The organism is Streptomyces sp. NPDC091209 (assembly GCF_044757755.1).
Taxonomy (GTDB): domain Bacteria; phylum Actinomycetota; class Actinomycetes; order Streptomycetales; family Streptomycetaceae; genus Streptomyces.
Map to the genome: position 1 here is coordinate 312,917 of NZ_JBIVVR010000003.1, position 23,386 is coordinate 336,302.

The following is a 23,386-nucleotide window of genomic DNA, read 5'->3' on the forward strand; positions in this document are numbered from 1 at the left end:
CACCCCGATCCGCCCCCGGGTTCGCAACAGGCGGCTCGGCCAGGAAGAATCGGGGTGCGTGCCGCCATGGCGGTGCGGTGGTGAGACGCTGCACTGGGCCGCGTTCATACGTGGATGACGCGACCCGTACGGGGAGGTGGCAGGCAAGTGGTGGATCAGCTGACGCAGCACGATCCGCGCCGGATCGGGCCGTTCGAGGTGCTGGGACGGCTGGGTGCCGGCGGCATGGGGCTGGTCTATCTCGCGCGCTCGGCTTCCGGCCGGCGCGTGGCGATCAAGACGGTCAGAACGGAGCTCGCCGAGGACCAGTTGTTCCGGGTCCGCTTCTCGCGCGAGGTCGAGGCGGCCCGCGCCGTGTCGGGCTTCTACACGGCCGCCGTGGTCGACGCCGACGCCCGCGCCGCGGTGCCGTGGCTGGCCACCGCCTACGTGCCCGCGCCCTCACTCGAGGAGATAGTGAATGAGTGCGGGCCGCTCCCGGCCCAGGCCGTGCGCTGGCTGGCGGCGGGTGTCGCGGAGGCGCTGCAGTCGATCCACGGAGCGGGACTCGTCCACCGCGACCTGAAGCCCTCGAACGTCCTGGTGGTCGAGGACGGGCCGCGTGTGATCGACTTCGGTATCGCGTCCGGCGTCTCGAACACCCGCCTGACCATGACCAATGTCGCCGTCGGCACCCCCGCCTACATGTCGCCCGAGCAGGCGAAGGACTCGCGCAGTGTCACCGGTGCGAGTGACGTCTTCTCGCTCGGCTCGATGCTCGTCTTCGCGGCCACCGGGCACGCCCCCTTCCACGGCGCCAACCCCGTCGAGACGGTCTTCATGCTGCTCCGCGAGGGCCCGGACCTCGAAGGTCTCCCGGACGAGCTGCGCCCGCTCATCGAGTCCTGCATGCAGATGGACGCCACGGCCCGCCCCAACCCCGCCGACCTCCAGGCGCAACTCGCACCCCATCTCTTCGGCTCCGGCTCCGACGACAGCGGTACGGCGTCGGCGTGGCTGCCCGAGCGGGCGGTGGGCCTGATCGAGACGCGCCGAGGCGGCCGTCCCCCGGTCAAGCCGCCGACCGGGGGGAGCGGACGCAGCGGCGGGGGCCGCCCGGTGGTCCCTCCGCCCCCTTCGCACGCCCCGGTGCCCGTGGGCGCGCCCGACACCGGCCCCGTGCGCCTCGCGGGCGCCCCGGTGCCCATCGGTCCCGGCCCGCGGGTCCTGGACGCCCGCGCGGCGGCCGTGAAGGCGCCGCCCCCGGAGGCCGGGCTCGCGGCGTCCTGGTCCCGGCCGCGCATCGGCGTGAACGGAGCCGAACCGGCGCCCGCGCCCCCGGCGCTCGACGCGTCGGCCGGCTGGCGCCCCTGGCGCTTCCGTATGTCGAACGACGTCTGGGGCACTCCCTCGGTCGCCGGCGACCTCGTCTACGTCACCTCCTTCGAAGTCCACGCCCTCGACGTGGCGACCGGCCGCCGCCGTTTCAAGACCCGTGACGTGGCGTGGTCCATGGCGGTGGCGGACGGCCGCATCCACGCCTCCGACGGGCCGACGCTGTTCGCGCTCGAAGCCAGGGAGGGCGCCGATCTCTGGCGCCTGTCCACCGACGCCTGGGTCTACTCCCTGCAGGCCGACCGCGGAACGGTCGTCACCGGCACACGCGGGGGCGGCATCCAGGCGTGGGAGGCCTCCAACGGCCAGAAGCTCTGGGAGATCAGCGGCGGCCAGACCGACTTCGAGTCCCCGGAGTCCGGTCCGGTGATCCACGACGGCACGGTGTACGTCTGGAAGGACGCGCGGCTGCGCGCGCTGGAGGCCCGTACGGGCGAGGAACGCTGGTCGTACCCGATCGGCGACGCGGCCTCCTGCGGCGGCGTACCGGTCCGCATGACCCACGCGCCCGACGGCTACGTCTACATCGCCGCCGGCACCCGCGTCCTCGCCGTCGACGTGGCCAGCGGTCACGTCCGCTGGCACTTCGAGGCCCCGGCCGTCTTCCTCTGCCCGCCCACCTTCGCCCCGGGCCCGGCGGTGACGGGCGGCGGTGTCTACCTCGCCGACTACCTCGGCACGGTGTACGCCCTCGACGCGACCGACGGCCGCGACCGCTGGCGCATCGCGACCGAGTCCCGCGCCTCCACTGAGCCGGTCCTCGTGGCCGCCGGACACGTCCATGTGGGCAGCGGCAAGGGCCTGTACACGCTGGACGCCGTCACCGGCACCCCGAAGTGGCGCTTCCAGGCCGGGGGCGACCTGGTCGGCGCGCCCGCGGTGGCCGAGGGCCGTATCCACTTCGGCTCCACGGACCATCTCCTGTACACCCTGAAGGCCGACGACGGACGGCTGCGCTGGAAGCTGGCCACCGGAGGCGAGATCACCGGGGCGCCCGTGGTCAAGGACGGCGTCGTGTACGCCTGCAGCAAGGACCGCTGCGTGTACGCGCTGGACGCGGAGAAGGGGACCGGGACGGCCCGCACGACGTGAGAGGGGCCGTTCGGCCCTGGTCGGAGCGCGTGCGGCGGTCGTGAGTAAGGTGACGGCATGTACACGCGGGGGCGCAGGCTCAGATTCACAGTGGTGTCGGCGATGGTCGTGCTGGCCCTGACCGGCTTCTCGTCGGGCCGGGGCCACAAGATCCGCAGCCACGACAGCGGCGGCGGGGGCGGTTGCAGCAGTTCCCGCCAGGACCACGACAGTTCGTCGTCGTCGACGTCGGGCGGCAGCTCGTACGGCAGCGGTTCGTCCGGCAGCGACCTGTACGGCGGCTCGTCCGGCTCCTCCAGTTCGCCCGGCGGTGACGCGTACGGCTCCGGTACGAGTACCAGTGGCAGCGGCGGCGGTACGTACCGTTCGCGGCCCACCCACCGTTCGACCCCCACGGCGTCCTCCTCCGCCACCGCCGAGGCCCCGAAGGACGGGACCGCGGTGCTCGTGCACTGCGCGAGCGAGGAGGACCCGTACACGACCGTCGAGGTCAGGAATCCGAACGGGCGCGAGGTTCTCTTCACCGTGAAGGTCGGCTACAAGGACGAGACCGGCTTCACCATGGCCGACTCCACCAGCCAGGTGTCGGTGCCCGCGAAAGGCAAGGCGACCGTCCGGATGGCCGCTGCCGGCACGGGGGTCGTGGACCGGATCGATCACTGCGAGGTCGATCCCCGGGCCACTGCCGACCGGTGACCTTCCGCGGGGCTCACCGCGTCCGGAACCCGCCCGGGCGCCGCGCCGCGAAGAGCTCCGCCTGACGGTCGCCCGGCAGGTTGCCGAGGGAGACGAGCTGCGGGGCGTGCGCGAGGGCTGCCGCTCGGGTGGCCTCCTGTGCCTGCCAGAGCGCCCGTACGGTCCCCTGGACGGCCTCGGACGGGTAGGACGCGATGACGGCCGCACACGCTATGGCCGCCGCCAACGCCTCCCCCGGCGCCGTGAGTTCGGACACCAGCCCGACCTCGTACGCCCGCCGCGCCGAGATCCGTTCGGCGGTCCCCATGAGCGCCATCCGCGCCACCTCCCCGGACGGCATCCGCTGTGCGAGGTAGACGGACTCGTACGCGCTGACCATGCCGTACGTCGTGTGCGGGTCGAAGAAGGTCGCCTCCTCGTCGGCCACCACGAACTCCGACTCGCCCAGCAGATAGAAGGCGCCACCGCAGGCGATCCCGTTCACGGCGGCGATCACCGGCTTCCACAGGTCGTTCGCCTTCGGCCCGATCGCGGCGAGCGGATCGTCCACCATGTACGGGGAGCCGGGCTGCGGCACCTGGGCGCTCCGGTCGATGCCGGTGCAGAAGGCCCGCCGTCCCGCGCCGGTGACGACGAGCGCCCGTACGGTGTCGTCGAACCGGAACTCGCGCCAGGCGGCGACCAGTTCGGCGGCCGTCGCGAGGTCGATGGCATTGAGCCGGTCCGGCCGGTCGAGCGTGAGGACGGCGACACCGGCGTCCTTGTCGACGCTCACGCGGAGCCCCTCGCCTCCGGTCCCGCCGCCCGGCCCGCCTCCCGCCCCTCCCGCGCCGGCACGGGCCTCGCCCGCGCGGTCCGGGCGAGCTCCTGACCCGTTGCTGTTTCCGTTCCCGTTCCCGTTCGCGTCCTCGGTCACGCCCGCTCCAGGACCCAGCGCGGGACGGTGACGCCGTTCACCTCGGTGAACACCGCCTGCACCCGCGATCCGATCCGAATCCGTTCCGGTGCGACGGAGTCGATGGGTTCGTCCGGGCCGCTCACCAGATTTCCGACCAGCCGGATCCGTGGCGCGTCGGCCAGCTCCACCACGATCGCGTTGTACGGGGCCAGCTCCGCGTAGGCGGGAAGGAGCGGCGGATGGGGGACGACGTACGACCAGATCCGGCCCCGCCCGCTCATCCTTCGCCACTCGTTCGCGAAGGAGTGGCAGTGCGGGCAGCAGGGGCGTGGCGGAAAGCGGAGCTCACCGCAGGCGGCGCAGGACTGGACGCGCAGTTCACCCCGGGCGGCGTACCGCCAGAAGGGCCTGCCGTCGTCGTCGAGGACGGGCGACAGAAGGGACTCGTCCGGCCCGGCGTCCTCGGCCCTCCCGGCCTTCTCCGTGATCCCGGCCACCTCGGTCATCCCAGCCACCTTCGTCGTCCCGGTCACCTTGGTCACCTTGGTCATCTCGGTCGGCTCGGCCATCTCGGCTCCTCAACTCCTCAGCAGGAGCGCGGAGGTGGGGACCCCTTCCCCCGCTGTGACCAGGCAGGTGGCCGCTCCCGGCACCTGCGCCGTGCTCGTGCCCCGCAACTGCTTCACGCCCTCGTTGATGAGGTTGAAGCCGTGCACATAGGCCTCGCTGAGTCCGCCGCCCCCGGTGTTGACGGGCAGCCGTCCGCCGATCTCCAGCGCGCCGCCCTCCGTGAAGGCCGCACCCTCGCCCCGCCCGCAGAAGCCGTATCCCTCCAGCGAGAGGGGGATGAGAGGGGTGAACGCGTCGTAGATCTGGGCCACGTCGACGTCCTCGGGCGTGAAGTCGGCGTGTTTCCACAGGTGTCGGGCGGCGGTCCAGGCGGGGCCGGTGAGCGGGTCGTCGTTCCAGTAGTTGACCATGCCGTGGTGCTGGGCGGGCAGGCCCTGGGCCGCGGAGTGGACGTACACGGGCCGCCGCCGGCAGTCGCGGGCCCGCTCGGCGGAGACGATCACACAGGCCAGCGCGCCGTCCGTCTCCAGGCAGTTGTCGAAGAGGCACAGGGGCTCGCTGATCCAGCGGGAGGTCATGTACATCTCGCGGGTCAGCGGGCGCTCGTACATCATCGCGGCCGGGTTCTGGTTGGCCCGGTTGCGGCAGGCCAGCGCCACGTTGAAGAGATGGTCGCGGGTCGCCCCGTACTCGTGCATGTACCGGCGGGCGAGCATCCCTATCTCGTCGGCGGGCCGCAGCAGCCCGAAGGGGCGCGTCCACTGGGCCGGGGTGGGGAGCTGGACGGCCGTGTTCTTCCAGGGGCGCGGCCCGCTGCCCCGCTTGCGCGAGCGCCAGGCCACGCCCACCGTCGCCTGACCGGTGGCGACGGCGGCGGCGAGGTGCGCGACGGTGGCGCAGGAACCGCCGCCCCCGTAACCGACCTTGCTGAAGAAGGTGAGGTCGCCGAGCCCGACGGCCTTGGCGACCTCGACCTCGTCGGTCTCCTCCATGGTGTAGGAGGCGAGCCCGTCGACCTCGGCGGGCGCGATGCCGGCGTCGTCCAGGGCGGCGAGGATCGCACGGCAGGCCAAGGTCTTCTCGGACTCGGGGAGTTGCCTGGCGAAGGGGGTCTGCCCGATTCCGACGACGGCTGTGGCGTCCTTGATCCCTGGCATGGGTGACCTCCGCGCACATTCCCGGCTGCTGACAGGTCGTCAGGCTACAGCTAATCTGACGGTCAGTCAGCTAGTGGTGCTCGGGCGGGAGGTGCGCGATGCGCGGTGACCTGGAGTGGGGCGGCGTCCCGGGACTTGTACGGTTTGCGGCGGCCCGTTTCGCGGACCGCGAGGCGGTCGTCGAGGGCCGGACGCGCATCTCCTACGAGGAGTTGGGCGCCCGTGTGGAGCGTGCCGCGGCGGCCTGCGTGGCGGGCGGCGTCGGGGTCGGCGACCGCGTGGCCGTCTGGGCCCCGAACACCCTCGACTGGATCGTCTCCGCCCTCGGCGCGGTGTCCGCGGGCGCGGTCCTCGTCCCCCTCAACACCCGCTTCAAGGGCGCCGAGGCGGTGTACGTACTGGCCCGGAGCCGGGCGAAGCTGCTGTTCGTGACGGGAACGTTCCTCGGCACGTCGTACGTGGCGTCGCTGCGCCGGGCGGCGGGGGAGCCCCGGGAAACGGGTTCCGGCGAAGGCCCCGGCGCCGGGGCTGACACCGGCCCCGACCGCGGAACCGGCCCGCTCCCCGGCCTGCCGCACCTGGAACAGGTGGTGGTGCTCGCGGACGACGCCCCGGCCGACTTCCGTGCCTGGAAGGACTTCCTGGCGGACGGGGAGGGCGTGGGCGCGGACGACGTGCGTCGTCGCGGCGCGGCCGTGTCCGGCGCCTCCCCCTCGGACATCATCTTCACCTCGGGCACCACGGGCCGGCCGAAGGGCGCCCTGATCACCCACGCGCAGACGCTGCGCGGCTACGGGATCTGGAGCGACCTCGCCGGGCTGCGCGAGGGCGACCGCTATCTGATCGTGAACCCGTTCTTCCACACCTTCGGCTACAAGGCCGGGATCATCGCCTGTCTGATGCGCGGGGCGACGATGGTGCCGCAGCCCGTGTTCGACGTGGACACGGTGCTCGCGAACGTGGCCGCGGAACGCATCTCCGTCCTCCCCGGCCCGCCCACCCTCCACCAGTCGCTGCTGGACCACCCGTCCCGGGACACGTACGACCTCTCGGCTCTGCGCCTGGTCGTCACGGGCGCGGCGGTGGTGCCGCTGCGTCTGGTGGAACGCCTGCGCACGGAACTCGGCGTGGACACGGTCCTGACGGCGTACGGGCTCTCCGAGGCGAGCGGCATCGTCACGATGTGCCGCAGGGGGGATCCGCCGGCGGTGATCGCCTCGACCTCGGGCCGGGCGATCCCGGACACCGAGGTACGGGTGGTGGACGCCTCGGGAGCCCCGGCGGCCCCCGGCTCCCCCGGCGAGGTCCTGGTCCGCGGTTTCAACGTGATGAGCGGCTACTTCGAGGACCCCGAGGCGACCGCGGCGGTCATCTCCGAGGACGGCTGGCTGCGCACCGGCGACGTGGGCGTCCTCGACCCCGGGGGCAACCTCCGCATCACCGACCGGATCAAGGACATGTTCATCGTCGGCGGCTTCAACGCCTACCCGGCGGAGATCGAGCAACTGCTCGGCCTGCACCCCGAGGTCGCCGACGTGGCGGTCATCGGCGTACCGGACAGCCGGCTCGGCGAGGTCGGCAGGGCCTACGTCGTCCGCCGCCCGCACTCCACGCTCACGGCCGGCGACCTGATCACCTGGTCCCGCCGCGAAATGGCCAACTACAAGGTCCCCCGCACGATCGAGTTCGTCCCCGAACTGCCACGGAACGCGAGCGGGAAGGTGGTGAAGGGGGAGCTGCGGCAAGGGAGTTCATGAGACCGGGGCGTTTCCCCCGGCCCGGCCGGGGGCGAGAGGTCCCCCCGCCCCCGGCGTCATGACCTCGGACACACGGCGGCCGCGACGGCTCCCCCTCCGCGCCGCCGCGGCCGATCCCCGTGTGGTGTAAGTCCGCCCCCCCCGGGATGGGACTTAGACCGGCTCGTCCGTCACGTGGGTGTTGTCCGGAGTGGCGTCGCCGTCGGTCGCGCTCAGCGGCCTGATCGGGCTGCTCGTCACGTGGGTGTTCATCGGCGTGATCTCCTCGCCGTCCTCACCGCCCGTGACGTGCGTGTTGTCCGGCTCGGCGATCGGCTTCTCGGTCTCGCTCATGGTGCTGCCTCCCCTGTGGTGGTTCTTTTCTGGGACTGTGGGGCCCGCCCGGCCATTCCCCCGAGGACGGCCGGACGGGCCACTCGGGTCGCCAACCCTAGACTGTGGGTCCGGCGACCACTCCGGCGGTCCGTGTGCCCCCCGACGCGACGGATCGACAACAGAGAGACTGCCGGGCGGCGATAAACGAACGATGAACGACCGCCGCACCTATGCGGCGACGGGAGTCAGGAGCGCGCGCACCTCGGCGGTCTCCGGCGAATCCAGCTTCTCGTAGATCTCCAGGGCTTCGCGCCAGCAGACCTGGGCCCTGCCGGACTGGCCGATTCCGTTCAGTGCTTTGCCCAGTACGGTCAGTACGTTGCCCCGGCGCCATTCACCGCCGATGCCGCGCAGGACCGTGAGCGCCATCTCGGCGTTGCCGGCCGCCCGGGCCGACTGGCGGGCATCCAGGTCGACCTCCGCCAGCCGGCAGAGGGCCATGCCCTCCCACAGGCGCTGACGGCTGTCGCGGAAGACCCGCAGTGCTTCTTCGAGTTCGGCCGTGGCGTCGGTGTGGCGGCCGCTCTTGCCGAGGGCCATCCCGAGCGCATAGCGGCCGTTGGCCACGCGAAGGGAGTGGCCCAGCGTCTCGTAGATCTCGGTCCCCTGGCGGGCGAGCACGACAGCGGTGTCGGCGCGCCCCGTCGCGAGGTGGAGCCGCGACAGGTTGCACAGGGGGCTCGCCGACCCCGCCAGGTCACCGCAGCCGCGGAACTCCTCGATGGCTCGGCTGAAGTACCCCTCGGCGTCGGTGTAGCGCTTCTGGTAGAACGCGATGCTCCCGAGGATGTTCGCCGCCCAGCAGCAGGGCAGCGGATCGGCGGACGCCTCGGCGAGCCGGAGTGCCTCCTTGGCCTCCCGGTACGCCTGGTCGAACACCCCTGAGAACAACAGCGCGTTGCTCAGGACGACGCCCGCCCTGCCCACCGCGTGGGTGTCCGAGGCCGCGCGGGCAGCGTCCCGCAGAGCGGTGGCCGCCGCCTCGTACTCCTTCGAGTTGGCCCCCGACTCGGCGAGGTCGACCGCCGCCCACAGGAGATCGATCGCGCGACGGAGCGTCGGCGCCCCCGCCGACTGCCGTACACAGGCGAGAAGGGGTACGGCCTCCGAATACAGCCAGTCCCACGATGCCTGCCGGTTCGCGAAGGACAGGCCCGGGTGGGCCGTCGGCTCCAGATGGTCCACCAGCCGGTCCCCGGGCCGTTCGATCGCGTACACCCCCGCCGCCGTGCTCAGGTAGAAGTCCAGCAGCCGCGACATGGCCGCGGCCCGCTCGCTGGGGGGCTGCTCGTCGCGTTCGGCGCAGGAGCGCGCGTAGAGGCGTACGAGGTCGTGGTAGCGGTAGCGGCCGGGGGCCGCCGACTCCAGGAGGGAGGTGTCCACGAGGGACTCCAGGAGGTCCTCGGTGGCCTCGGCCGGGAGGTCCAGCACCGCCGCCGCGGCCGCCAGCGAGATGTCCGGGCCGTCGGCGAGGCCCAGCAGGCGGAAGGCGCGGGCCTGGGCCGGCTCCAGCTGGCCGTAGCCGAGCTCGAAGGTGGCCTTGACGGCCAGGTCGCCGGCCTGGAGTTCGTCCAGCCGGCGGCGCTCGTCGCCGAGCTTCGCCGCGAGCACCGACACCGTCCAGGTGCGGCGGGCGGCGAGCCGGGACGCCGCGATACGGATGGCGAGCGGCAGGAAACCGCACGCCGCGACCACGTCGAGGGCGGCCTCCCGCTCGGAGGCGACCCGCTCCTGGCCCACGATTTTCGTGAAGAGCTGCAGCGCCTCCTCGGGAGACATCACGTCGAGGTCCACCAGATGGGCTCCCGCCAGGTCCACCATCCGTATGCGCGAGGTCACCAGGGCGGCGCAGCCCTCGGTGCCGGGCAGCAGCGGGCGTACCTGGGCGGCGTCGCGGGCGTTGTCCAGCAGGACCAGGACGCGGCGGCCGTCGAGGACGGAGCGGTAGAGGGCCGAGCGTTCCTCCAGTGAGTCCGGGATGGCCGAGTCCGCCGTTCCCAGGGCCCGCAGGAAGGCGCCGAGGACCGTCTCCGGCTCGGCCGCCCGCGATCCGGCGCCCTGCAGGTCGACGTACAACTGCCCGTCGGGGAACGCCCCGCGGGACTGGTGGGCGACATGCACCGCGAGTGTCGTCTTGCCCACGCCCCCGATGCCCGCCAGCGCCGAGACGGCCATGACCCGGCCCGCGTCGGACGATGCCGAGGCGAGGACGTCGCTCAGTTCCTGCACGAAGGACGCCCGGCCGGTGAAGTCGGTGACCGTCGCGGGGAGTTGGGCCGGGCGGACGGGGGCGACGGTGGGCTCCGCCTTCGGGGCGGAGGGTTCCGCGAGGCCCGGGTCCGCCTGGAGTATGCGCTGCTGGAGCTCCTTCAGGCCCTGCCGCGGGTCCACCCCCAGCTCGTCGGCGAGCAGCCGCCGGGTGTCCGCGTACACGGCGAGGGCTTCCGCCTGGCGGCCGGAGCGGTACAGCGCCAGCATCAGGAGTTCACGCAGGCGTTCGCGCAGCGGGTGCGCGGCGGTGAGCGCCGTGAGTTCGGAGACCGCCTCCGCGTGGCAGCCCTGCTCCAGGTCCATGTCGAGGCAGGATTCGAGGAGTTGCAGCCGCCATTCCTCCAGGCGGGCCCGCTGTGTCTCGGCGTGGGGGCCGGGGATGCTGGCGAGCGGTTCGCCGTCCCACAGGGCGAGGGCGTCCCGGAGCAGGTCGCGGGCGCGCGCCAGATCGCCCGAGCCGCGCGCCTTCTCGGCGTCCGCGGCGAGTTCCTGGGCGTTTACGTGGTCGAGCGCACCCTCGCGCAGGGAGCGGATCGCGTAGCCGCCGGACTCGCTCACCAGGACTTCGGCGCCGAGCGTCTTGCGCAGGCGTGAGGCGTACGTACGCAGGGCGGCCAGCGCCTGGGACGGCGGCTCGTCGCCCCACAGGGCGTCGATGAGCTCGGATGCCGTGGCCGTGCGGCCGTCGCGGAGCAGCAGCGCGGCCAGCAGGGCGCGTTGCTGCGGGGACCCCGCCGGAAGCGGGTCGTCCCCGAGCCAGGCGCGCACCGGTCCGAGCACGCTGAAGCGCAACGCCGCGGGCTCCTCCGAGCCCGGGTGCCACTGCTTCGGTACTCGCGGCACACCGTCCATCGCTGTCCCCCTGCCGAACTGTCAGTACAACGAGGCCAGTTTGCCTTGTTCATGGCGGATGCGTCAGCCGTGCGAGACAGCGATCACAGGGTGCCGCCGGACAGGGCACACGGTCCTCACACAGACCCCTCACACATCGGCGGGAATTCCTCCGTCCGCCACCGCCGACGGTACCGGCCGGCGAGGAGCCGGCGAAGCTCCGACGGGGAGTCGACGGAGAGCGGACAGAGAGCTGACGGGGCGTCAGATCGGCGCTACCGTGGCCCGTATGGAGACCACGGAAACCGCGCAGAGCCCCTCGGTGGACGCCGGGACCGCCTTCCCGAGGATCATCTCGGTGGACGACCACACGGTCGAACCCCCCGGCGTCTGGCGGGACCGGCTGCCCGCGAACTACCAGGACGCCGGGCCCCGCATCGTCCGCGCGCCCCTGAAGGAAATGACCTTCCTGGGCGGGAGGTTCGCCCCCGTCATGGGCGCACCGGGCGACGACGGTCCCGTCGGGGACTGGTGGGTCTACGAGGACCTGCACCGGCCCCTCACCCGCCTCGACACGGCCGTCGGCTACGACCGCGACGAGATCAGGCTCGAGATCATCACGTACGAGCAGATGCGCCCCGGCTCGTACGACGTACCGCAACGGCTGGCCGACATGGACGTCAACCATGTCCAGTCCGCCCTGTGTTTCCCCACCTTCCCCCGTTTCTGCGGGCAGACGTTCACCGAGGCGACCGACCGTGAGCTGGGCCTTCTCGGGGTGCGTGCCTACAACGACTGGATGGTGGAGGAGTGGTGCGGGCCCGAGGCCCAAGGGCGCCTGATACCCCTCACGCTCGTACCGTTGTGGGACGCCCGGCTTGCGGCGGACGAAGTACGGCGCAATGCCGCCCGTGGCGTACGCGCGGTGGCCTTCTCCGAGATCCCGCCGCATCTGGGGCTCCCGTCCGTGCACACCGACGACTGGGACCCCTTCCTCGCCGCGTGCGACGAGACGGGCACCGTCATCGCCATGCACATCGGCTCCAGCAGCAGGATGCCGTCGACCTCCGCGGACGCGCCGCCCGCGGTCGGTTCCACGATCACCTTCGCCAACTGCTGCTTCTCGATGGTCGACTGGCTGATGAGCGGCAAGTTCGAGCGCTTCCCGAACCTCAAGGTGATGTACGCGGAGGGGCAGATCGGCTGGATCCCCTACATCCTCGAACGCGCCGACGTGGTGTGGCAGGAGAACCGCGGCTGGGGCGGGGTCGCCGACAAGGTCCACCGGCCGCCGTCCGAGCTCTTCACCGACCACGTGTACGGCTGCTTCTTCGACGACGCGTTCGGGCTGAGGAACCTCGACGCGATCGGCGTCGGCAACGTCCTCTACGAGACCGACTACCCGCACTCCGACTCGACCTGGCCGAAGTCGAAGGAGGTCGGCGAGGCCCAGATGGGGCACCTGGCCCCGGACGTCGTCGAGCGGATCGTGCGGGGGAACGCGATCGAGCTGCTCGGGCTGACGGCGGACGGGCTGTGGCCCGGGGGTGGCGCCGGTTGACGATTCGGGAACCCCCGCCGTGTTCCAGGGCAACCCTGCTGCCCTCGCGGGAGTCGTACTGGCGGCGGAGTGAGGATCTTGGCCTCTCCGTCGGGCAGTTGTTCCCTCACCGCAGGAGTTGGGTTCCCCATGAGAAGACGCACGTTCCGTTCTCGCCTCGGGCTCGTGGCCGCCGTGGCCGTCGCCGGAGCCGTCGTCGGCCCGGTGGGCGCGCACGCGGCCGGCACGGCGAGCGCCGGGGCGACGGGCGTGCGTGCCGACTTCAACGGCGACGGGTACGCGGACCTCGCCGTCGCCGCCCCCTGGGGCATGACCGGCGGGTACGGCAGTTCGGGATACGTGAGCGTCGTGTACGGCTCCTCGAAGGGGCTGGACACCCGGCACCGGCAGCTCATCAGCCAGGACACGCCCGGCATACCCGACACCGCCGAGACGGGGGACTCGTTCGGCTGGGGCCTGACCTTCGGCGACCTGGACGGCGACGGTTACACGGACCTGGTCGTCGGCGCCCCCGGCGAGGGGGTCGGGTCCGTGCGGCAGGCGGGCAGCCTGACCGTCGTCTGGGGCGGGAAGACGGGGCTGTCCGGCGGCAAGGTCGTGGCGACCGGCACCATGTTCGACCAGGTCGAGCCCCGACACGCCACCGTCGGCGACTTCAATGGCGACGGTCACCTCGACGTGGCCGCGGACAACCACCTGCTGTCCGGTCCGTTCACCCGCACCTCCGGTGCCGCGGCGACCGGGACCCTCACCTTCGACACCGACTACGAGACCGACAACCCCTACGCCATCGACGACGTCGCCGCCGGGGACGTCGACCACGACGGCATCACCGACCTCGTCGGGCTCGTCCACACCCCCGACGAGGAGGGGCCGGGTGTCGGCTACCGCGTCGAATACCTCCGCGGTACCCGGCAGGGGCCGAGCGCCCCGGTCGAACTGACGCGGGCCGACGGCACCCTGGTGCCCGGCGGCTCCAGCCTCGGCATCGGCGACGTGAACAAGGACGGGTACGCCGACCTCGTCATCGGGCGACCCGTCGGCGCCCGCGGTGAGGAATCCGTCGAGCCGGCGCGACTCGGCGGGCAGGTCGGCGTGGTGTACGGCTCGGCGAAGGGGCCCGACACCTCCCGTACGACGGTGATCAACCAGAACACGGTGGGCGTACCCGGAGTGTCGGAGAAGGGCGACGACTTCGGCCTGGGCATCTCGATCGGGGACGTCAACGGCGACGGGTACGCGGACGTCGCCGTCGGCACCCCGGGCGAGGCCATCGGCACGGTCGCCTCGGCGGGCGCGGTGGCAGTGCTGCGCGGCGGCGCGTCCGGTCTCACCGGCAGCGGCGCCGTGTCGTTCAGCCAGAACACCACGGGTGTGCCCGGTACCGCCGAGAAGGGCGACCTCTTCGGCGGATACACCGCGCTGGCCGACACCGACCACGACGGCCGTGCCGAGCTGTACGTCTCCGCGTACGGCGAGAACACCCTCACCGGCGTGGTCTGGGCCTTCCGCTCCACCAGCACCGGCCCGACCGCCTCCGGCTCGGTCTCCTTCGGGCCCGTGGGCTTCGGCGCGCCCTACAACAACGCTCACTTCGGCTACGGCTTCGCCCGCTGACGCACCCCACGGGCCCCCTCCCGGACAGCAGCCCCGGCGGACGTGTTCCGCCGGGGCTGCCCCTTGTCTGATGGGGCGTCAGCGACGACTATGTGCGAGTCCCATTCGATCTGACGGACCGTCAGTCACGGGCCGTCAGTCAGGCAAGGGGGTCGTCGTGCCCGTCCCGTCCGAGGAACGCCTCTCCTACGGCATCCAGCTCCCCGTCCAGTCGCAGAGCACCATCTACGCCGAGCCCTGGGAGGCGGACGCGGGCCCCGCCGACCTCGTCGGGATCGCCCGCGCCGCCGACCGCGCCGGGTTCGCCTACATCGCCGCCTGTGACCACGTCGCCATCCCGCGCCGTCTGGCAGCCGCGATGAGCACGGTCTGGTACGACCCCGTCGCCACCCTCGCCCATCTCGCGGCCGTCACCGAGCGCGTACGGCTGCTCAGTCATGTGGCGATCGTCGGGCTCAGGCATCCGCTCGTCACGGCCAAGCAGTACGCCACCCTCGACCACCTGTCGGGCGGCCGTCTGGTCCTCGGGGTGGGCGCCGGGCATGTGCGGGAGGAGTTCGAGGCGGTCGGGGCCGACTTCGAGCGCCGGGGCGCCGTCCTCGACGAGACGATCGACGCGCTGCGCGCCGCGCTCGGCCCGGACGAGTTCCCCGCCCACCACGGCAAGACGTACGACTTCGAAGGGCTCGGGCAGCGGCCGAGGCCCGCCCAGGAACGGATCCCCGTGTGGGTGGGCGGGTCCTCGCCCGCCGCCGTGCGCCGGGCCGCCCTGCGCGGCGACGGCTGGCTGCCGCAGGGCGATCCGCGCGACCGGCTGCCGGGCCAGATCGCCCGGCTCACGGCCCTGCGCGCCGAGGCGGGCATCGAGGAACCCCTGACGATCGGCGCCATCACCGAGCCGCTGTACGTGGGTGAGCCCGGCTGGGAGGTCGGGCGGCGCACGCTGAGCGGGCCGCCCGAGGCGCTGGCCGAGTCGCTGCGGGAGTACGGCGCGATGGGTGTGCACCAGATACAGGTGCGGTTCCGCAGCCGGAGCCGCGCCGAACTCCTCGACCAGATCACGGCGTTCGGTGCGGACGTCGCGCCCCACCTCACCTAGGGAGTCAGCGCATGGGCAAGCTGGACGGGCGGGTCGTCCTCATCACCGGAGCGGCGCGCGGGCAGGGCGAGCAGGAGGCGCGGCTCTTCGTGGAGGAGGGCGCGCGGGTGGTCGTCGCGGACGTGCTCGACGACCAGGGGGAGGCGCTCGCCAAGGAGATCGGCGCGCACTACGTCCACCTGGATGTGAGCCAGGAGGACGACTGGGCCGCCGCGGTGCGGTCCGCGCGGGCGGCCTACGGGCGGATCGACGGGCTGGTCAACAACGCCGGCATCCTGCGCTTCAACGAACTGGTCGACACCCCGCTGGCCGAGTTCATGCGGATCGTGCAGGTCAACCAGGTCGGGGTGTTCCTCGGGATCAAGACCCTCGCGCCCGAGCTCGCGTCGGCTGGCGGCGGCACGATCGTGAACACGGCCTCGTACACGGGGCTCACGGGCATGGCCTACGTAGGCGCCTACGCGGCGACCAAGCACGCCATCGTCGGCCTCACGCGGGTGGCGGCGCTCGAACTCGCGGCCAAGAAGATCCGTGTCAACGCCGTCTGCCCGGGAGCCGTCGACACGGCGATGAGCAACCCGGCGCAGCTCGACCCGGGCGCGAACACCGAGGAGGCTTCGGAGGCGCTCGACGAGCTCTACCGCAAGCTGGTGCCGCTCGGCCGGATCGGGCGCCCGGAGGAGGTGGCCCGGCTGGTCCTGTTCCTGACCGGCGAGGACTCCTCGTACATCACCGGGCAGCCGTTCGTGATCGACGGCGGCTGGCTCGCGGGCGTGAGTGTTCTCTGACGGTGCATCAGCTATTGACGCTCCATGCGCACGGTGGAACAGTCGGCTCAATCGATCTGACGGTACGTCAGATAACTGGATGGGGACGGTGAACCTCCTTGGAATTCGGGCTCTTTGTACAGGGATACGTGGGCAAGCGCGCCGAGACCGACCCGCTCGCGGAGCACAAGGCGCTGATGGAGGAGACCGAGTACGTCATCCAGGCGGACCAGTCCGGCTTCAAGTACGCCTGGGCGTCCGAACACCACTTCCTTGAGGAGTACTCGCACCTCTCGGCCAACGACGTCTACCTCGGCTATCTGGCGCACGCCACCGACCGCATCCACCTCGGCTCCGGCATCTTCAACCCGCTCGCCCAGGTCAACCACCCGGTGAAGGTCGCCGAGAAGGTCGCCATGCTCGACCATCTCACCGAGAACCGCTTCGAGTTCGGGTCCGGGCGCGGCGCCGGCTCGCACGAGATCCTCGGCTTCCTTCCCGGCATCACCGACATGAACTACACCAAGGAGATCTGGGAAGAGACCATCGCCGAGTTCCCGAAGATGTGGCTCCAGGACGAGTACGTCGGGTTCCAGGGCAAGCACTGGTCGCTCCCGCCGCGCAAGATCCTGCCCAAGCCGTACGGGAAGTCGCACCCCGCCATGTGGTACGCCGCCGGGTCGCCGCCCTCGTACTCCATGGCCGCCCGCAAGGGCCTCGGGGTGCTCGGCTTCAGCGTGCAGAAGGTCTCCGACATGGAGTGGGTCCTGGAGCAGTACAAGACCGCCGTCGTGAACGCCGAACCCATCGGGGACTTCGTCAACGACAACGTGATGGTGACCACCACCGCCATCTGCGCGCCCACCCACGACGAGGCGATCCGGATCGCGGTCGCGGGCGGGCTGCACTACCTGCCCTCCCTCGTCTTCCGCTACCACGACACCTTCCCGCGCCCCGAGGGCTTCCCCGTCTGGCCCGAGACGCTCCCCGAGTACAACGCCGAGTTCGTCGAACTCCTCATCGAGGAAGAGCTGTTGATCTGCGGAGACCCCGGCGAGGTGCTCACCCAGTGCAAGCGCTGGGAGCAGGCCGGTGCCGACCAGCTCAGCTTCGGACTGCCCGTCGGGGTCCCCAAGGAGGAGACGCTCCAGACGATCCGGCTGATCGGCGAGCACGTCATTCCGAAGATCGACACGGACCCGGTGCACCGCACGACCCGGTTCCGCCAAGCCGTCTAGGGGGTGCCTCCGCGATGCTCGACCACCTGATCAAGGGCGCGACCGTCGTGGACGGGACGGGCGCGCCCGCGTACACCGCTGACGTGGGGCTTCGGGACGGCCGTATCGCCGTGATCGGCACGGTCACCGAGCCGTCCCGGACGAGCGAGGACGCGCACGGGCTCGTCCTCGCCCCCGGATTCGTGGACCCGCACACCCACTACGACGCCCAGCTCTTCTGGGACCCGTACGCCACCCCGTCCCTCAACCACGGCGTCACCACGGTCGCGGGCGGCAACTGCGGGTTCACGCTGGCCCCGCTGAACCCCGCGCGTCCCGAGGACGCCGACTACACCCGCCGCATGCTGTCCAAGGTCGAGGGCATGTCCCTGGTCGCCCTGGAGGAGGGAGCGCCCTGGAACTGGCACAGCTTCGGGGACTACCTCGACGCCCTGGAAGGCCGGATCGCCGTCAACGCGGGCTTCATGGTGGGCCATTGCGCGCTGCGCCGCTACGTGATGGGCCCCGACGCGGTGGGCGGACAGCCCACCCCGGAACAACTCGCGGACATGCTGCGGGTGTTCCACGAGGCCATGGACGCCGGGGCCTGGGGCCTGTCCACCACCCAGTCCTCCACGCACTCCGACGGCGACGGCAGGCCGGTCGCCTCCCGGCATGCCGGACCCGCCGAACTGCTCGCCCTCGCCCAGGCCGTGGGGGAGCACGAGGGCACCCAGATCGAGGCGATCGTGGCCGGCTGCCTCGACCAGTTCAGCGACGCCGAGATCGATCTGTTCGTGGAGATGAGCGCGGCGGCGGGCCGCCCGCTCAACTGGAACGTCCTGACGATCGACGCCGCCGTCCCCGAACGCGTCCCGCGCCAGCTGGAGGCGAGCGAACGCGCCCGCAAGTCCGGCGGCCGCGTCGTCGCGCTCACCATGCCGATCCTCACCCCGATGAACATGTCGCTCGGCACCTTCTGCGCGTTGAACCTGATCCCGGGATGGGGCCCGATTCTCGGCCTGCCCGTACCGGAACGCATCGCGAAGCTCGGCGACCCGGAGGTCCGCGCCGAGATGCTGCGCCGCGCGGACAGCAAGGAGGCGGGCGTCTTCCGGCGGCTCGCCGACTTCGGCCGGTACGTCATCGGCGACACCTACAGCGCCGCGAACGAGGGCCTGACCGGGCGCGTGGTGCGCGACATCGCCGCCGAGCGCGGCCAGGAGCCCTTCGCCTGCCTGGTGGAGATCTGCGCGGCCGACGAACTGCGGACGGTCCTGTGGCCCATGCCCACCGACAACGACCCGGACTCCTGGGCGCTGCGCGCCGAGACCTGGCGGCACGAGGACGTCCTGCTCGGCGGCTCCGACGCGGGCGCCCATCTGGACCGCATGTGCGGGGCCCCGTACACCACCCGGTTCCTCGGCGACTGTCTGCGCGGACGCCGGCTCGCCTCCCTGGAACAGGCGGTGAAGATGCTGACGGACGACCCGGCGCGGCTGTTCGGGCTGCGCGACCGCGGCCGTGTCGAGGTGGGATTCCATGCGGACCTGGTGCTCTTCGACCCGGAGCGGATCGACGCCGGCAAGGCCGTCCTGGTGCACGACCTGCCGGGTGACAGTCCGCGCCTCGACTCCCGGGCGATCGGGGTGCGGGCCGTGTGGGTCAACGGGGTCGAGTCGATCCGGGACGACGTCGTGACCGGCGCCGTACCGGGCAAGGTGCTGCGGTCGGGCCGCGACACCCGGACGGTGAGCACCCGGTGACCGGCCTCGACGGGAAGGGCTCGGAGAGCACCGGGCAGCGGCTGTTCATCGGCGGATCATGGGTGCCGCCGGACAACGGGTTCTACGAGGTGATCGACCCGGCGACCGAGGGGGTCGTCGGACTCGCACCCGAAGCCTCGCGGGCCCAGGTGCACGCGGCTGCGGCAGCGGCCCGCGAGGCCTTCGGTTCCTGGTCGGGCACACCCGCCGAGGAGCGGGCCGCCGTCCTCGCGCGGGCGGCGGACCTCATCCAGCGCGACTTCGTGCCGTACGCCGCCCTCGCGCAGGCGGAGAGCGGCGCCACCACCGGGACGGCGCGCGGCATGCAGGTCGGGGTCGGGGTGGCCCGCTTCCGACGCTACGCGCGGCCCGAGCCGGTCGAGAGTCCGCTGCCGCCGCAGATCAACGAGGCGGGCCCGTTCGGCGGGGCCGCCGTGATGGGCGCGCTCGCCGTGCGCCAGCCCGTCGGCGTGGTCACCTGCATCACCTCGTACAACAACCCGTGGGCCAATCCGGCCGGGAAGATCGCCCCCGCCCTCGCGATGGGCAACACGGTGGTGGTGAAACCGGCCCCGCAGGACCCGCTGTCCGTGTACCGGATGGCGGAGGCGCTTCAGGCGGCGGGTGTGCCGCCGGGCGTGGTCAACGTGGTCAGCGGCTCGACGGCGGAGTCCGGCGAGGCCGCGGTCGACTCCCCGGACGTCGACATGGTGAGCTTCACCGGCTCGACGGCGGTCGGGCAGCGGATCGCCGAGGTGTGCGGGCGCGGCATGAAGCGCCAGCTCATGGAACTGGGCGGCAAGGGTGCGGCGATCGTCTTCGACGACGCGGATCTGGCCTCGGCCGTGTCGGGCATCGGCACGACCTTCTCCTTCTACAGCGGACAGATCTGCACGGCGCCGACGCGGGTGCTGGTTCAGCGGGGTGCGCACGACCGGCTGGTACAGCAACTGGCCGCCTACGCCGGGCACCTGAAGGTGGGCGATCCGCGCGAGCAGGGCACGGTGGTCGGTCCGGTCATCTCGGCGGCCCACCGCGACCGCGTCGAGTCCTATGTCGAACTCGGCCGCAAGGAAGGCGCGCGGGTGGTGTCAGGCGGCGAACGGCCGTCCCTCCCAACCGGGTTCTACGTCGCCCCCACCCTCCTCTCCGACTGCACACCGGACATGAGGGTCGTCCGCGAGGAGATCTTCGGCCCGGTCGTCGTCGTCCTGCCCTTCGACGACGAGGAGGAGGCGGTCGCCCTCGCCAACGACTCCGACTACGGCCTCATCGACTACGTCTGGTCCGGCGACGTGGCCCGCGCCTTCCGCGTCGCCCGCCGGCTCCGCGCGGGCGGAGTCGGCGTCAACACCGTCGGCCGCAACATGGAGGCCCCCTTCGGCGGCTTCAAGAGGAGCGGCGTCGGCCGGGACGTGGGTTCGTACGCCCTGCACGCGTACAGCGAGGTGCAGGCGATCGTCTGGCCGGGGTGAGGTGTTCAGCCGTGTGGCCGGGGTGAGGTGTTCAGCAGCCTTCTACGTGTTCGCCAGTCCGAGGAAGCGCAGGACCGCGAGCACCCGGCGGTGGTCGGCGTCCGCCCTGGGCAGGTCGAGCTTGGTGAAGATGCTGTTGATGTGCTTGGCGACCGCGCTCTCGCCGATCACGAGTTCGGCCGCGATCCCGGAGTTGGACCGGCCGCCCGCCATGAGCTCCAGCACCTCGCGTTCGCGCGGCGTCAGCCGGTCGAGGGGATCGCTGTGGCGGCGCGTCAACAGCTGTGAGACGACCTGCGGGTCCAACGCGGTGCCTCCCGCTGCCACCGTGCGTGCCCACAGCGCCGCCGGCACGAAGTAGATCCATGGCAGCGCCAGGACCAGCAGCACTCCGAACTGGATCGCGATGCCGACGGAGTGAAACGCGATGGCGCGCCCCATGCCCCCGAACGGCCTTCGCAGGAAGCCCGGTTGCCACGTCCTGAAGTGCATGACCGAACAGTAGAACCGCTGGTTGCCGCCAGGCCATGACGTTTCTGCCCGGAGCCGGGGTGCACTTTTCTTCACCTCAGGTCGGGGTACCTGGGTGACTGACGACGCCTGGGTGCACGGCGGAGGCTGGAGACCGTGAAGGGGAGAGCGCGGCGCGGGAAGGGGAGCGAGAGCATGCGACAACTTGCCTTGCAGGCGGAGGAGTTCGCAACCGAAGGCAGCGAGGGCGCGGAGTGCTTTCCGCTGCACGGCCATGCCGGGCCGGACTTGTCGGACCCGTCGGATCTGTTGAATCCCTCGGACCCGTCGGAGCGGGAGGCGGCCGGGGCTGAGCTTGGTTCGCGGCTGGTCGGTTGGGCCGGGTGGCTGCTGGTCGTGTGCGGGCTCGCTCTGCTGCCCTGGCTGTACGTGCTGGCGACCGGGCTGCCGGACACCGCGAGCGCGGCACACTGGCCGGTCACCTGGGTGGGTCTCGACACGCTGGAAGCGGCCAGTCTGATCGTCACCGGCGTCCTCGCTGTCCGCGACGACCGGCGGCACCCTTTGGCGGCCACCATGACCGCCACGCTGCTCGTGATCGACGCCTGGTTCGACACCACGACCGCGGCGGCGGGGAGCGACCTCGCCGCGGCGGCAACGATGGCGCTCTGTGCCGAGCTTCCGCTGGCCGCGCTGTGCGTGTGGCTGGCGGTCCGGGTGATGGGGCAGCGGGCATGAGACCTGAACGCCGTGCCGGACCCGGATCGACGATCGGCCTCGGCCGACGATCGTTCGAAGAAGACCGATGCGCCGCGTAACAACCAGCCCGACCATCCCTGGCACTCTGTGCGGTCGAGGCTTGCGTGGGAGCCCCCTGGCTGCCGCCTGGTGGCTATCGCGACCCCGGCGAACCTGTGCGGTCGCAGCGCTAGAGATCGAAGACGGCTCGGAGGCCGATCTCGACGGCTTCCATGACCCGTTCGTCGACCGGGCCCAGGTCGTCGGTGAAGCGTGGGGCCGAGAGGGTGCGGAACTCGCCGAGCACGACGGTGCCCGAGGAGGGGGCGCCGACCGGGATGTCGACAAGGGTCGCTTCGCGTACCTGCTGCGGGTAGACGAGTACGCAAGTGGCCGTCTTGTTCTGCGCGTTGAGGGCATCGGAGGAGATCACCAAGACGTGCGCGGGACCTCCGGCGAACGACAGCTCGTAGACGTGGCCGCGCTTCACCTGCCCGCCACCCGCGCCCAGCGCTCCAGCGTGTCGTCCTCGCTCTCGGCCGGCTCCGCGGCGGTGGTCACTATGCCCGCCTCGGCCCGCAGCCGCGCGGACTTCTCCAACTCCTCGGCGAGCATCTCCCGGCGCAGTATCCGCGCGGTGTACGCGGAGGCGTTGCCCTTGGCCTTCACGAAGGTGGCCACTTCGTCGGGCAGACTCATCGTCATGTTGACCGTCATGCCGACATCATACGGCGAATATGACGGTGGGTACGGGGATCGCGTCGACGCGATCAACCCGAGCGATTCCGGGGTGCGTCCACGCCGGTAGCGTCGCTACGGTGTGAGTGTTAGCGTTGCTCTCATCGGGATGGTGAACGCCGCTGCCCCGGCCGAGACAAGGAGCAACGCCATGAGTGAGCAGCCGAGCACCTCCCCGCGCGTCGCGATCGTCACCGGAGGGTCCCGCGGCATCGGCCGTGAGAGCGCCGAGCGGCTGGCCCGTGAGGGATACGCCGTCGTCGTGAACTACGCGGGCAACGAGGCCGAGGCCGACAAGGCGGTCGCGGCGATCGGCGAGGCGGGCGGGAAGGCCGTCGCCTTCCGCGCCGACGTCGCCGAGGAGGCGGAGGTCGCCGCCCTCTTCGACACCGCCGAGAAGGCCTTCGGCGGCGTCGACGTCGTCGTCCACGCGGCCGGTGTCATGACCCTGGCCCCGCTCGTCGACCTCGACCTCGACGCCCTGGACCGGATGCACCGCACCAACATCCGCGGCACGTTCGTCGTCGACCAGCAGGCCGCGCGCCGGCTGCGCCCGGGCGGCGCGATCATCAACTTCTCCAGCTCCGTACTGGCTCTCGCGATCCCCGGCTACACCGCGTACGCCGCCACCAAGGGCGCCGTCGAGGCCATGACCCTGATCCTCGCCCGCGAGATGCGCGGCCGGGACATCACCGTCAACGCGGTGGCACCCGGCCCGACCGCCACCGCCCTCTTCCTGGACGGCAAGGACGAGGAGACCATCGCGCGGATGGCCGCCCAGTCGCCCCTGGAGCGGCTCGGCACCCCCGAGGACATCGCCTCCGTCGTCGCCTTCCTCGCGGGCCCCGGAGGCCGCTGGGTCAACGGCCAGGTGCTGCGCGCCAACGGCGGCATCGCCTGACGCCGCCCGTTCCGC

Annotated in this window: 19 protein-coding genes and 1 pseudogene; 12 read left to right on the top strand and 8 right to left on the bottom strand. The window is 71.8% G+C overall.

Annotated elements, in window-relative coordinates; genetic code table 11:
• The first annotated feature begins 147 nt into the window (after nucleotides 1-147).
• Both ACIQRL_RS11570 and ACIQRL_RS11575 read left to right on the top strand, forming a co-directional pair.
• The gene (locus ACIQRL_RS11570; RefSeq protein WP_401330181.1) at nucleotides 148-2,466 is read left to right on the top strand and encodes a PQQ-binding-like beta-propeller repeat protein; all 2,319 of its coding nucleotides are present in this window, start codon (nucleotides 148-150) and stop codon (nucleotides 2,464-2,466) included.
• A 57-nt stretch (nucleotides 2,467-2,523) separates the two neighbouring features.
• Nucleotides 2,524-3,162, top strand: a complete 639-nt coding sequence (locus ACIQRL_RS11575) for a hypothetical protein (protein WP_401330182.1) — start codon at nucleotides 2,524-2,526, stop codon at nucleotides 3,160-3,162.
• A gap of 13 nt (nucleotides 3,163-3,175) precedes the next feature.
• Here ACIQRL_RS11575 and ACIQRL_RS11580 read toward each other — a convergent pair whose 3' ends face one another.
• The 3 genes from ACIQRL_RS11580 to ACIQRL_RS11590 form a co-directional block, all read right to left on the bottom strand.
• On the bottom strand, nucleotides 3,176-3,937 hold the full coding sequence (locus ACIQRL_RS11580) for an enoyl-CoA hydratase/isomerase family protein (RefSeq protein ID WP_401330185.1): 762 nt from the start codon (nucleotides 3,935-3,937) through the stop codon (nucleotides 3,176-3,178).
• 137 nt (nucleotides 3,938-4,074) lie between these two features.
• Entirely contained in the window at nucleotides 4,075-4,566 is a 492-nt protein-coding gene (locus ACIQRL_RS11585) for a Zn-ribbon domain-containing OB-fold protein (protein WP_401330818.1), read from the bottom strand.
• Between the two features lie 72 nt (nucleotides 4,567-4,638).
• Complete coding sequence (locus ACIQRL_RS11590; protein WP_401330188.1) at nucleotides 4,639-5,787, bottom strand: lipid-transfer protein; 1,149 nt, start codon at nucleotides 5,785-5,787, stop codon at nucleotides 4,639-4,641.
• Between the two features lie 98 nt (nucleotides 5,788-5,885).
• Between ACIQRL_RS11590 and ACIQRL_RS11595 the strand changes: the two genes are divergently transcribed.
• Nucleotides 5,886-7,544: a fatty acid--CoA ligase family protein gene (locus ACIQRL_RS11595; protein ID WP_401330190.1), complete on the top strand. Its 1,659-nt coding sequence runs from the start codon at nucleotides 5,886-5,888 to the stop codon at nucleotides 7,542-7,544.
• 153 nt (nucleotides 7,545-7,697) lie between these two features.
• Here the strand turns inward: ACIQRL_RS11595 and ACIQRL_RS11600 are convergent, their stop codons facing one another.
• A complete protein-coding gene (locus ACIQRL_RS11600; protein ID WP_401330192.1) occupies nucleotides 7,698-7,877 on the bottom strand; it encodes a hypothetical protein in 180 nt (59 codons plus the stop codon).
• Nucleotides 7,878-8,087: 210 nt separating this feature from the next.
• Complete coding sequence (locus tag ACIQRL_RS11605) at nucleotides 8,088-11,042, bottom strand: BTAD domain-containing putative transcriptional regulator (protein WP_401330195.1); 2,955 nt, start codon at nucleotides 11,040-11,042, stop codon at nucleotides 8,088-8,090.
• A 268-nt stretch (nucleotides 11,043-11,310) separates the two neighbouring features.
• Between ACIQRL_RS11605 and ACIQRL_RS11610 the strand changes: the two genes are divergently transcribed.
• From ACIQRL_RS11610 to ACIQRL_RS11640, 7 genes are all read left to right on the top strand, one after another.
• Nucleotides 11,311-12,582, top strand: coding sequence for an amidohydrolase family protein (locus ACIQRL_RS11610; RefSeq protein ID WP_401330198.1), 1,272 nt, complete (start codon nucleotides 11,311-11,313; stop codon nucleotides 12,580-12,582).
• A 129-nt stretch (nucleotides 12,583-12,711) separates the two neighbouring features.
• Nucleotides 12,712-14,199 (top strand): FG-GAP-like repeat-containing protein, encoded by a 1,488-nt coding sequence (locus tag ACIQRL_RS11615; RefSeq protein WP_401330201.1) that lies wholly within the window; start codon nucleotides 12,712-12,714, stop codon nucleotides 14,197-14,199.
• Nucleotides 14,200-14,356: 157 nt separating this feature from the next.
• Nucleotides 14,357-15,298, top strand: a complete 942-nt coding sequence (locus ACIQRL_RS11620; RefSeq protein ID WP_401330204.1) for an LLM class F420-dependent oxidoreductase — start codon at nucleotides 14,357-14,359, stop codon at nucleotides 15,296-15,298.
• A gap of 11 nt (nucleotides 15,299-15,309) precedes the next feature.
• Nucleotides 15,310-16,086 (top strand): SDR family NAD(P)-dependent oxidoreductase, encoded by a 777-nt coding sequence (locus ACIQRL_RS11625; RefSeq protein ID WP_401330206.1) that lies wholly within the window; start codon nucleotides 15,310-15,312, stop codon nucleotides 16,084-16,086.
• Nucleotides 16,087-16,184: 98 nt separating this feature from the next.
• A complete protein-coding gene (locus ACIQRL_RS11630; protein WP_328554948.1) occupies nucleotides 16,185-17,303 on the top strand; it encodes an LLM class flavin-dependent oxidoreductase in 1,119 nt (372 codons plus the stop codon).
• Nucleotides 17,304-17,317: 14 nt separating this feature from the next.
• Nucleotides 17,318-19,048 carry an amidohydrolase family protein gene (locus tag ACIQRL_RS11635; protein WP_401330210.1) on the top strand — a complete coding sequence of 577 codons (1,731 nt, stop codon included), beginning with the start codon at nucleotides 17,318-17,320 and terminating at the stop codon, nucleotides 19,046-19,048.
• Nucleotides 19,045-20,523 (top strand): aldehyde dehydrogenase family protein, encoded by a 1,479-nt coding sequence (locus ACIQRL_RS11640; RefSeq protein ID WP_401330213.1) that lies wholly within the window; start codon nucleotides 19,045-19,047, stop codon nucleotides 20,521-20,523. The genes ACIQRL_RS11635 and ACIQRL_RS11640 overlap by 4 nt, the downstream gene beginning before the upstream one ends.
• 42 nt (nucleotides 20,524-20,565) lie before the next feature.
• On the opposite strand, the pseudogene ACIQRL_RS11645 reads toward ACIQRL_RS11640, so the two are convergent.
• A pseudogene (locus ACIQRL_RS11645) lies at nucleotides 20,566-20,856 on the bottom strand (response regulator transcription factor); the annotation flags it as partial.
• A 333-nt stretch (nucleotides 20,857-21,189) separates the two neighbouring features.
• Between ACIQRL_RS11645 and ACIQRL_RS11650 the strand changes: the two are divergent.
• Complete coding sequence (locus ACIQRL_RS11650) at nucleotides 21,190-21,732, top strand: hypothetical protein (protein ID WP_401330216.1); 543 nt, start codon at nucleotides 21,190-21,192, stop codon at nucleotides 21,730-21,732.
• A gap of 190 nt (nucleotides 21,733-21,922) precedes the next feature.
• Here ACIQRL_RS11650 and ACIQRL_RS11655 read toward each other — a convergent pair whose 3' ends face one another.
• Nucleotides 21,923-22,222, bottom strand: coding sequence for a type II toxin-antitoxin system PemK/MazF family toxin (locus ACIQRL_RS11655; protein ID WP_401330218.1), 300 nt, complete (start codon nucleotides 22,220-22,222; stop codon nucleotides 21,923-21,925).
• Entirely contained in the window at nucleotides 22,219-22,449 is a 231-nt protein-coding gene (locus tag ACIQRL_RS11660; protein ID WP_401330221.1) for a hypothetical protein, read from the bottom strand. Before ACIQRL_RS11660 ends, ACIQRL_RS11655 begins: the two co-directional genes overlap by 4 nt.
• A 172-nt stretch (nucleotides 22,450-22,621) precedes the next feature.
• Between ACIQRL_RS11660 and ACIQRL_RS11665 the strand changes: the two genes are divergently transcribed.
• Nucleotides 22,622-23,371: an SDR family oxidoreductase gene (locus tag ACIQRL_RS11665; RefSeq protein ID WP_401330224.1), complete on the top strand. Its 750-nt coding sequence runs from the start codon at nucleotides 22,622-22,624 to the stop codon at nucleotides 23,369-23,371.
• Nucleotides 23,372-23,386: the final 15 nt, after the last annotated feature.

Excerpts from the sequence above, each read along its gene's own strand:
- ACIQRL_RS11660 (WP_401330221.1), bottom strand. The coding sequence starts at position 22,449 with ATGACGGTCAACATGACGATGAGTCTGCCCGACGAAGTGGCCACCTTC.
- ACIQRL_RS11600 (WP_401330192.1), bottom strand. The coding sequence starts at position 7,877 with ATGAGCGAGACCGAGAAGCCGATCGCCGAGCCGGACAACACGCACGTC.
- ACIQRL_RS11625 (WP_401330206.1), top strand. The coding sequence starts at position 15,310 with ATGGGCAAGCTGGACGGGCGGGTCGTCCTCATCACCGGAGCGGCGCGC.
- ACIQRL_RS11595 (WP_401330190.1), top strand. The coding sequence starts at position 5,886 with ATGCGCGGTGACCTGGAGTGGGGCGGCGTCCCGGGACTTGTACGGTTT.
- ACIQRL_RS11650 (WP_401330216.1), top strand. The coding sequence starts at position 21,190 with ATGCGACAACTTGCCTTGCAGGCGGAGGAGTTCGCAACCGAAGGCAGC.
- ACIQRL_RS11605 (WP_401330195.1), bottom strand. The coding sequence starts at position 11,042 with ATGGACGGTGTGCCGCGAGTACCGAAGCAGTGGCACCCGGGCTCGGAG.
- ACIQRL_RS11665 (WP_401330224.1), top strand. The coding sequence starts at position 22,622 with ATGAGTGAGCAGCCGAGCACCTCCCCGCGCGTCGCGATCGTCACCGGA.
- ACIQRL_RS11615 (WP_401330201.1), top strand. The coding sequence starts at position 12,712 with ATGAGAAGACGCACGTTCCGTTCTCGCCTCGGGCTCGTGGCCGCCGTG.
- ACIQRL_RS11610 (WP_401330198.1), top strand. The coding sequence starts at position 11,311 with ATGGAGACCACGGAAACCGCGCAGAGCCCCTCGGTGGACGCCGGGACC.
- ACIQRL_RS11585 (WP_401330818.1), bottom strand. The coding sequence starts at position 4,566 with ATGACCGAGGTGGCCGGGATCACGGAGAAGGCCGGGAGGGCCGAGGAC.
- ACIQRL_RS11635 (WP_401330210.1), top strand. The coding sequence starts at position 17,318 with ATGCTCGACCACCTGATCAAGGGCGCGACCGTCGTGGACGGGACGGGC.
- ACIQRL_RS11575 (WP_401330182.1), top strand. The coding sequence starts at position 2,524 with ATGTACACGCGGGGGCGCAGGCTCAGATTCACAGTGGTGTCGGCGATG.
- ACIQRL_RS11590 (WP_401330188.1), bottom strand. The coding sequence starts at position 5,787 with ATGCCAGGGATCAAGGACGCCACAGCCGTCGTCGGAATCGGGCAGACC.